Source organism: Novosphingobium sp. 32-60-15, assembly GCF_002280675.1.
Classification (GTDB): Bacteria; Pseudomonadota; Alphaproteobacteria; order Sphingomonadales; family Sphingomonadaceae; genus Novosphingobium.
Genome location: NZ_NCEN01000050.1, coordinates 1 through 9203, shown reverse-complemented (window position 1 = coordinate 9203; position 9203 = coordinate 1). Strand labels below are relative to the sequence as shown.

Annotated in this window: 7 protein-coding genes; 4 read left to right on the top strand and 3 right to left on the bottom strand. The window is 60.0% G+C overall.

Annotated elements, in window-relative coordinates; all coding sequences use genetic code 11:
• Positions 1-2737: TM0106 family RecB-like putative nuclease (locus B7Y89_RS17785; protein WP_292940810.1), on the top strand; the 2737-nt coding region annotated here is incomplete at its 5' end.
• Between the two features lie 23 nt (positions 2738-2760).
• Here B7Y89_RS17785 and B7Y89_RS17780 read toward each other — a convergent pair.
• The 3 genes from B7Y89_RS17780 to B7Y89_RS17770 are packed head-to-tail and all read right to left on the bottom strand — an operon-like array spanning position 2761 to position 5037.
• On the bottom strand, positions 2761-3219 hold the full coding sequence (locus tag B7Y89_RS17780; RefSeq protein ID WP_292940807.1) for a DUF6527 family protein: 459 nt from the start codon (positions 3217-3219) through the stop codon (positions 2761-2763).
• Positions 3219-4403, bottom strand: a complete 1185-nt coding sequence (locus B7Y89_RS17775; protein WP_292940804.1) for a ThiF family adenylyltransferase — start codon at positions 4401-4403, stop codon at positions 3219-3221. Before B7Y89_RS17775 ends, B7Y89_RS17780 begins: the two co-directional genes overlap by 1 nt.
• Entirely contained in the window at positions 4378-5037 is a 660-nt protein-coding gene (locus tag B7Y89_RS17770) for a multiubiquitin domain-containing protein (RefSeq protein ID WP_292940801.1), read from the bottom strand. Before B7Y89_RS17770 ends, B7Y89_RS17775 begins: the two co-directional genes overlap by 26 nt.
• Before the next feature lie 139 nt (positions 5038-5176).
• Between B7Y89_RS17770 and B7Y89_RS17765 the strand changes: the two genes are divergently transcribed.
• The 3 genes from B7Y89_RS17765 to B7Y89_RS17755 all read left to right on the top strand — a co-directional run bounded on the left by B7Y89_RS17765 (position 5177) and on the right by B7Y89_RS17755 (position 9083).
• The gene (locus B7Y89_RS17765) at positions 5177-5566 is read left to right on the top strand and encodes an MbcA/ParS/Xre antitoxin family protein (RefSeq protein WP_292940798.1); all 390 of its coding nucleotides are present in this window, start codon (positions 5177-5179) and stop codon (positions 5564-5566) included.
• A complete protein-coding gene (locus B7Y89_RS17760) occupies positions 5547-6263 on the top strand; it encodes an RES family NAD+ phosphorylase (protein WP_292940795.1) in 717 nt (238 codons plus the stop codon). Before B7Y89_RS17765 ends, B7Y89_RS17760 begins: the two co-directional genes overlap by 20 nt.
• 363 nt (positions 6264-6626) lie before the next feature.
• Entirely contained in the window at positions 6627-9083 is a 2457-nt protein-coding gene (locus B7Y89_RS17755; RefSeq protein WP_292940792.1) for a strawberry notch-like NTP hydrolase domain-containing protein, read from the top strand.
• The last annotated feature ends 120 nt before the right edge of the window (positions 9084-9203 follow it).

The window sequence follows — 9203 nt, the reverse complement described above, 5'->3', positions numbered from 1 at the left end:
CCTCTCGATCGTTGCCGGCATGGGGCGCAGTCACCGATCAGCGCTGCGTCAGGCCGGGATCGACAGCATAGGCGCCCTTGCGGCTCTGCCCGGCGACACGAAAATCCCCGGCATGCAAGCCGGAACCGTCGCGAAGCTCTCGGCCCAGGCGCGTCTGCAGGCTCACCAACGCCAGACCGGCGAGGGACGCATCGAGCGCCTCGAGGCTGTGCCGGGGCGCGGCTTCGCGCGGCTGCCGCAGCCGGACGAGGGCGACATGTTCTTCGACATGGAAGGCGACCCGCTGTTCGAAGGCGGCCTCGAATATCTGTTCGGCCTTGTAGCCTTGGACCAAGGCGAGGATCGCTTCCACGCCTTCTGGGCGCATGACCGGGAGAACGAGAAGATCGCGTTCGAACAGGCGATCGACTTCATGACCGCGCGGTTGGCGCGCCATCCCCTCGCGCATATCTATCACTATGCGTCCTACGAAGAAACGGCGCTCAAGCGCCTCGCCATGTATCATGGGACGCGCGAACAGGAGGTCGACGATCTGCTGCGCGGCGACCGGCTGGTCGATCTTTACAAGGTTGTGGCGGAGGCAATACGCACCTCCGAACCCCGCTATTCTATCAAGAATATGGAAGCCTTCTATCTCCCCGGAGGACGGCAGGGCGCCGTCAAGACGGCTGGAGACAGCATTGTGATCTACGAGCGCTGGCGCCGCGTGGGCGGCGACGCACTTCTCGCGGAAATCGCGGACTATAACGAAATCGACTGCCGCTCGACCCGGTTGTGCCGTGACTGGCTCCTGTCATTGCGGCCGAATGACGCGCCTTGGTTTACCGGGCGGACCTTGGCCCCCGCGGATCCGGTAAAGGTCGCCGCGCGTGAGGAAGCCGACGAACGCACCCGCCAATTGGCGCAGGCCCTGATCGCCGCTGAAGAAGCCCCCTGGCGCCGGTTGCTGGTCGACCTGCTCGAATTTCACCGGCGCGAGGCCAAGCCCAGCTGGTGGGCGATGTTCGCTCGGCAGGAGATGGACGCGGATGCGCTCCTTGACGATGCCGAGTGTCTGGCCGACCTCCAGCCCCACCCCACGCTGCGCCCATGGGCAGACAAGAAGTCGGTCGTCTATCCGTTCACCTTTCCGCCGCAGGACTTCAAGATGAAAGTAGGCGACAAACCGTTGCGCTCCGGCACTCTGGAGCCCGCAGGCGAGATCATGTCGCTCGACGAGGATGCGGGCATGATCGAATTGAAGCTCGGTCCAAGCCGTTCGACGATCGAACCCGGCACCGCGCTCATTCCCGAAGGCCCGGTGGGTGACAAGGTATTGCGCGCCGCGGTGCACCGCTATGCCCAGAGCGTGGCGATCGGCGAGAAGCGCTATGCTGCCGTCACTGCGATCCTCCGTCGAGAGCGACCCAAGCTCGCAGTGCGCGCATCAGGCCAGGCGATCGTGCCGGAAGGCATGGACGCAACCGATGGGGCGATTGAGGCGCTAAGCTTGCTCGACGACAGCTATCTGCTCGTTCAGGGGCCGCCTGGTGCCGGCAAGACCTACACGTCGGCGGAAGCGATCGTCGCGCTGCTGGCTGCGGGCAAACGCATCGGCGTGGCCTCCAATTCGCACAAGGCGATCAACAATCTGCTGAAGGATGTCGAAGCGAAGACGTCCGCGCGCGGTTTGCGCTATCGCGGCATGAAGAAATCGTCGCGTGAGGACCAGATTCTCGGCTCGGACGGCTGGATCGACGACGTTGTGGGCGGCAGCGGAAGCGGCGTATCCCCGCACCATCAGCTCGTTGCTGGCACGGCCTGGCTGTTTGCCCGTGAGGATCTCGACAGCGCGCTCGACTATCTGTTCGTCGACGAGGCCGGTCAGGTAAGCCTCGCCAATATCATCGCGATGGGAACGGCGGCACGCAACATCGTGCTGGTCGGCGATCAAATGCAGCTGTCGCAGCCGATCAAGGGGACGCATCCAGGCGGCAGCGGTCGATCGGCCCTCGAGCATCTACTGGAGGGACATGCGACTGTGCCTACAGATCAAGGCGTATTCCTTCCCATCTCCCGCCGCATGCATCCCGACCTCTGCGGCTTCATCTCCAGCGCTGTCTACGAAGGACGCCTAGAGGCAGAGGCGACCACCACACGGCAATGCATCAACGTGGATGTAGCGGCAGATCCGGCGGCACTGGCCGCCACGGGCCTGCGTTTCGTCGAAGTCGACCATGACGGCCGCACGCAGCGATCTCCAGAGGAAGCCGAGCGGCTCGCGATCACTTATCGCGCCTTACTTGGGACAAGCTGGACCGATCGGCACGGCGAACGCCATGAGATCGGCACCCAGGACATATTGGTCGTGTCGCCTTATAACATGCAGGTCGAGCTGCTGCGGCGCACGTTGCCCGAAGGCGCACGAGTTGGAACAGTCGACAAGTTTCAGGGCCAAGAAGCGCCGGTCGTGCTGATCTCGATGGCCACTTCGTCAGGCGACGATCTCCCCCGAAACATCGAATTTCTCTATAGCCGCAATCGCCTGAACGTCGCGATCAGCCGCGCGCGCTGCCTAGCGGTGATCTTCGCCAATGCTAGGCTGCTCGAAATTCCCTGCTCGACGATCGCGCAAATGGAACTGGTGGATGGCCTCTGTTGGGCTAAGCAGTTCGCCAACAAGCAGCGGAATGAGACTAGAACGTCAGTGGCGATCAGATCGGTTACCGGACTCCCAGCAAACCCTACGGCGAAGTAGGTGAACTTCACCGCAGGGCAAAATTATTGGCGGAAAAACTTCCGGTAGATGGCCTCGAGCCAACTAAGGATGCGTTGGACCAAGCCGTTTGCGGACGGCGGCAACGGCTTGGGCTCTGGTATGCCCGAAGGCAGCGCCGTTGGAGCAGGAGGCCGCTTGAGCCTGCGATCTCGCTCCCGCCCCGACTCGATCACACCGCGAGACATCCTGCCAGCCCAGAGGATCTTGCCCTGCTCGATCACATAGTGTGAAGCGCAAGCGAAGTCGTGATTGCCGATCGAAGGCCAGATCGATGCCGTACCCCCTTCCATCGTCAGTTGATATTCGGTGCGCACGAGAGGTGTGGACACTTCTTCCCCGCACCCACATGCACAATTATGCAGGGCGACGCAGCATTCCTCCGAGACATACAGGATACCATCTTCGAGAATCTCGGGTATCTCATCTACGAAGACAGTTTTCAGACTATCGACCCGCGCCATTATGCAGCCCTGTTCGAGATGTTGTTGCCCTCGATCATGTACACCGAGTTCACCTCGTTCCGCTCGTCGCGAAAATAGTTCAACCATCGCTTCCATCGCATAATCGCCATGATGGCGTTGAGTGAATTGACAGCCGCGATCTGAATATCTGTCCGGTATAGGTCGTCGTCGTCCTTGTCATCGCCGAACGGCAGCAGCCGTTCGACCTCGGACCAGGCCATGCCGGGGCGGACGAAGGTAGCGCGGGCGCAGCCATCGAGACAATCTCCTTCCAGTCCTACCCCAATTCCTGTGTCAACGAAGGGTATCTCCAGCCGAAGCAGTCCCTCGGCTATCTCACGGCGTGAAGACCCCTTATCAATGCAGACGAATACGAAGTCGAAGCCTGCTAGGTCATCCACATTCGCCGCCGTCACCCGAACTGGATGCGGGGTGATGCCGATATGCATCCGGGCATAGACCTGTGCGTAATAATCGACCTTATACGGAAAGTCCTTGAGCAGTTCCGGCTCCGGTGCGCCAGGCGAGCGGAATAGATTGTGGTTCAAGAGCTGGTCGCCATCATAAAGATGGATTTCAGTCACCCAAGTCTTCGCTAGCAAGTCGAGCAGAAACGATCCTGTTCCACCCAGGCCAATGATGGCGACCCGCCCCTTCAGCTTGTGGTTCACGCCGCCGATTCGATAGCGGGCCGAGGCCGAATCGGGAATTGCGAAGGGGCTATCGTCATTTGCGATCATCGCCTTCCCATGGGTCCGGGCGTTGGCCGTCCGATCGAGAGACCGGGCGGCGCCGCCGATAAGGCGCTCATAGGCGGTCACCTTATCGTAGATATTTTCGTACCGGTTGGTGACCTCGGGCTTGGAAGAGAGATAGTGATCCACGTCCATCTCGCCGCAGCGCTGCTTCTGGGAATTATTGATGATGTTCCCCATAGGGGCGCCGTTTCGATGGCACGGCGTCCCGCCAGCGAAATACATCGTGTGATCGCCCTGCGGCGTTGCCGTGAGGCCGATACCATCGAGCGACAGGGCGCAGGTTAGCACGCCCCTTGCCAAATTCCCGTCAGCCGTGACGTGCGGAACGCTCCGCACGATCAAGTGGCTGTTGCGCACCTCGATTTCAAAGCCCTCGTCAGCGAGGCGCTTGAGATGGGGATCACGACTTATCAGAGCGGCGGACATTGAAGACCATCCCTTTCTTCACCTGAATGGTCTCGCCTTCGACGAGATCGCCCTCGGCACCATGGACGCCGTGGAGATAGGTGATCGTGTAGTTGAAGTTCTCAAAGTCGGGGTTGGGGTATGCGATCGCCGCGATCTCGCGGTAGCTGTGTGGGCGCTTTTCCACGGTCCTGGGGCGTCCATTGACCTTGATGGTTACCATCTTGGGTTCACGGCTACGGATCCGTTCGACCCCGGTACCATCCAGCGTCACTTCACCATCGCTGGGGAGGACCGCATCGCCAGCGCTGTCCAAGATGAGCTCAAGCTCTTCGTCGATCTCGCCAAAGCGATAAATATCGGAGGCGAGGATCGTCGGGGAACCCCATTCCCAGCCCCGCTCGTTGACTGTGAAGTTGTAGGTGCGGTCGCTGGTGAACGAGAGGAAGACGGCGATCTCGCCGTTGGCGAACTTGACCTCCTCCTCAATGCTGATCGAGCGGGCGAAGCCGCCTGCAATCTGGATCAGAACGAAATCACTGGCAGGTTCCAGCCCCGCAATCTCGCGGATCTGGCTACCATCCAAGACTTTGTCTTCGGTGCCATGAAGGGCACCGTTGACGGTAAACTGAAATTTGTCGTGAACCTTGGCCATAACGGTGCTCCAAATTCTGCTGACTCTTGATCCCAAATCCACGATGGACTAGTATCGTCCTCGAGTCCCGATGTGGACTATCTATATCGGGACTATTTTGCGTTTCAAGTCCAAATGTGGATGAAAGGGAGAATTATGCGTGGTTAAGCTCAAACCCACCGCCCAAGCGGGCGAGGGGCAATCTGCGATTCCGGCGGCAATGGAGGCATTCCAGGGGCTGGCGGATTTATGGCAGCTGTCGACTGAGGACCAGTTGCTACTGCTTGGATCACCCGGCCGATCAACCTTTTTCAAATGGAAGAAGGATGGCGGATCGCTCCCGCGCGACACGGTTGAACGGATTTCCCACCTTCTAGCGATTCATAAGGCGCTCGAGATTTTGTTACCCGAAACCCGCGCCGCCGATGGTTGGATTCGCCGACCCAACGCTCAGTTCAACGGGCAAAGCGCCCTTGATGTCATGCGTGGCGGCCAGGTGATAGATATCTATCGCGTGAGGCAATATGTGGATGCGCAACGTGGCGGATGAATTTGTGACCGAAGATATCGACAAGCTCTTCTTCACACTCATTCCATCGCGCTTTCCGACGATCGACGTTTTCGCGCGCGTCGCAAATGATCGCAGCAGTGAGCTGGCTGAGATTGAGTCGCTCACCAATCCGCGCCTAAGGGAACGCGACCGTATCATGAACGGTGCTCAGGTGGTGGACGACAACGGCTCCCTTCTGCAAAACTGGAACCATGCGCCATTTACTTATCCTAACCCGGACGGGACGCGTTTTTTCGACGCAGATCGTCCCGCACTTGAGCTAGCTGCCGACATGCAGACAGCCTTGGCGATCTCGATACGAAGGCGCGAGACATTCCTCAGCAAGACAGGTGAAGCGCCAATCGGCTTGGAAATGCGTGAGCTCTCGCGGCGCGTGAAGGGACGGTTTGCGAACGGCCTTGATTGGGATCCCCAACTTGACTTTGACGAACGCCGTCATCGGGGGCGCCTGATTGCCGACGCAGGCTTTGATGGGGTAGTCTTCAGACCTGTGGAACGACCGTCAGGATTATGCGTAAGCGTGCTCAAGGGGCATGTTTTGGAGCGCGCCGTTCAGCGCGATCACTTCAAATTTGTTTGGGATGGTAGCCGCGTGAGCACGGTCTACTCGTTTGGTTCCGGCGTCCAATATTCCCCGAAGGACTTGTGCGGGATAGACCAAGTTCTTGCGGCCTAACCAAGATGCGATGGATTGATTAGGCAGTCCTGATAACCCTGTTCCTAAAATGCTTCCCGTGAGAATGCGGAGGAATACGGCAAAGATAGAATCCGACTGGAACTGGACGACGACTAACCGGCCATTTCAACCAACGACCGGTTTGAACGGCATGATCTACTGCCACGAAAGGCTGATCTGTCAGCGAATAATTCCGCAAAATGCTACTCCCCTCTTGTTGGCCACACACAATTTTCGGCAACCCGACGGAGTAGGATCTTCGAATTAGAGCAAGAGCCTTGCCGGGAGCGGGCGAACCGCCCGGGTTTGAGAGAGAGTGTCCGGGCGTGATCCGCCCTTTCTGCTCTCCCGGAGATCCCACCAATGGCCCAAATCCTTACGGACGCAGCGCTTGGCGCTGCACCGCTCGCCCCGCATTGCGCATTTGATGAGCGTGCGCGTGCGCTGCTGACCGCAGCAACCTCGCTTCTACCCCTGCTCGAAATCGGGCGGCCCGTTGAATCCGCACATTTGCGCGATGCGATGTCGGCAGCCTTTGGCGGCACCGATGCTGAAGGCGCATGGGATTGGAAGAGCGCCTACGATGCCTGCGAGGTTGCTCAAATCCTTTTCCTGCGCCGTTTTGGCCCGGCAATCTTGTCGCGCAGTGGCTCCCGATCTCACTCCCTTGCGCTGATTGAGCGGGTATCCGCCCTCATGCCGACCCACACCCGGCGCTCTGAAACCAGCCAGGCCTTGCAACAATATTCGACGCCTGCTGGCCTGTCCTTCGTGGCTGTCGTCGCTGCTTCGATTGGCGCAGGCGAAACTGTGCTCGAACCTTCTGCTGGCACAGGCATGTTGGCGATTCAGGCCGAACTGGCCCGTGCACAGCTCGTGCTGAATGAACTCGCTGCAAGCGTCATTCTGATGAACCCGCCGTTTTCGGCCGTCGCGCACGTGGAGCGGACGATGAAGGACGCCGCGCTTCGCCATATCGCTTCCTCCCTGGCCCGGCTCGAGCATGGGGGTCGGCTGGTGGTCATTACCGGCGCTGGCTGTGCTCCTGATGCTCCAGCATGGCGCGATGCTTTCATCCGGTTGCAGGGGGCCGGACGTGTGGTCTTTACAGCCTCCATCGACGGCAAGGTCTATCGCAAGCACGGCACAACGATCGAAACCCGACTGACGGTAATCGATAAGCTGCCCGCTTCCGATCCCACGACTTTCGTTCCGAGTGCAGGGACTGCTCCTGATACCGCGACCTTGCTCAAATGGGTCGAAGCGCAGGTGCCGCCGCGCGGACCGATTGCCCCATTGCCCGGTGCAGGACTACATTGCGCTTCTTCGCCATCGCCGGTGAACCGCGCGGTTGCTCGGACTGCCCCGATCAATCCCTTGGTCGATGCCGATGCGCCTGAACTCAGCTATTCGACAGCTGACTGGTCTCCGCCCGAAGGGCAACTCGGTGACAGCATCTATGAACGATATGGACTTCAATCGGTCGTCATTCCCGGCGCATTGCCGCACCCGACGCCGCTGGTTCAATCTGCGTCAATGGCCTCGGTCGCGCCGCCGAAACCAACCTATCGCCCGCACTTGCCCGAGCACCTGTTGGGTGACGGCGTGTTGTCCGACGCGCAGCTGGAATCCGTAATCTACGCTGGCGAGGCCCATTCCGGGCATCTGGCAGGGGCCTGGACCGTTGACGAGACATGGGATCTCGTCTCGGCGGCCGCTGAGGAAAACGATGCTGCTATCCGTTTCCGCCGCGGCTGGTTTCTGGGTGACGGCACGGGTGCGGGCAAAGGCCGTCAGGTCGCAGGCATTATTCTCGACAACTGGCTCAAAGGCCGCCGCCGTTCGCTCTGGGTTTCGGTATCAGACCGCCTACTTGAGGATGCTCAGCGCGACTGGTCGGCTTTGGGGCAGGAACGACTGCTGGTGACGCCCTTGTCACGCTACCGGCAGGGTTCACCCATCACACTGGCGGAAGGCATCTTGTTCACTACCTATGCGACCCTGCGTTCGCAGGAGCGGGGCGGCAGGGCGAGCCGGGTCCAGCAGATTGTCAAGTGGCTTGGCCGTGACTTTGACGGTGTCATCATCTTTGACGAGGCGCACGCCATGGCCAATGCCGCAGGCGGCAAGGGCGCGCGCGGCGATGTCTCAGCCTCGCAGCAGGGCCGGGCGGGCCTGCGGCTCCAACATGCCCTGCCCAATGCCCGCATCGTCTATGTCTCGGCCACCGGTGCCACGACAGTCCAGAACCTCGCCTATGCACAGCGGCTCGGGCTGTGGGGCGGCGAAGACTTCCCTTTCGCCTCACGCGCCGACTTCGTGGCCGCGATTGAGGATGGCGGCGTTGCTGCCATGGAGGTGCTGGCCCGCGATCTGAAGGCGCTCGGCCTCTACGCTGCTCGTTCCTTGTCATTCGACGGCGTCGAATATGACCTGCTCGAGCACCAACTGACCCCTGAGCAGGTGCGGATTTACGATTCCTATGCCGGGGCATTTCAGGTCATTCACGCCCATCTCGATGCGGCGCTCGAAGCGTCCGGCGTTACCAGTGCATCCCATGGGACCTTGAACGCACAGGCCCGGTCGGCGGCGCGATCAGCGTTCGAGAGCGCCAAGCAGCGTTTCTTCAATCACCTGATCACTGCAATGCAGACGCCAAGTACCATTCAGGCGATGCAGCGCGATCTTGAGGCCGGTCACGCCTGTGTCGTGCAGATCGTATCGACGGGCGAAGCCCTGCAGGAACGCCGTCTTGCCGAAATCCCGACCGACGAATGGGATGACGTTTCCGTGGACATCACGCCGCGTGAATATGTGTAATCTTGAGATCCAGATTACACGTATTCTTTGCAGTCGCAATTTATGTCGAGTGTCGCAGCCGGAGGCGCGGGATTGCATCGGTTGTTCATGATTTTACTCCAGATAATATGAGCGTTGAAG

Bases quoted from the DNA above. Each gene is read 5' to 3' on its own strand.
- B7Y89_RS17755 (WP_292940792.1), top strand. From the start codon at position 6,627: ATGGCCCAAATCCTTACGGACGCAGCGCTTGGCGCTGCACCGCTCGCC.
- B7Y89_RS17775 (WP_292940804.1), bottom strand. From the start codon at position 4,403: ATGTCCGCCGCTCTGATAAGTCGTGATCCCCATCTCAAGCGCCTCGCT.
- B7Y89_RS17760 (WP_292940795.1), top strand. From the start codon at position 5,547: ATGCGCAACGTGGCGGATGAATTTGTGACCGAAGATATCGACAAGCTC.
- B7Y89_RS17770 (WP_292940801.1), bottom strand. From the start codon at position 5,037: ATGGCCAAGGTTCACGACAAATTTCAGTTTACCGTCAACGGTGCCCTT.
- B7Y89_RS17780 (WP_292940807.1), bottom strand. From the start codon at position 3,219: ATGGCGCGGGTCGATAGTCTGAAAACTGTCTTCGTAGATGAGATACCC.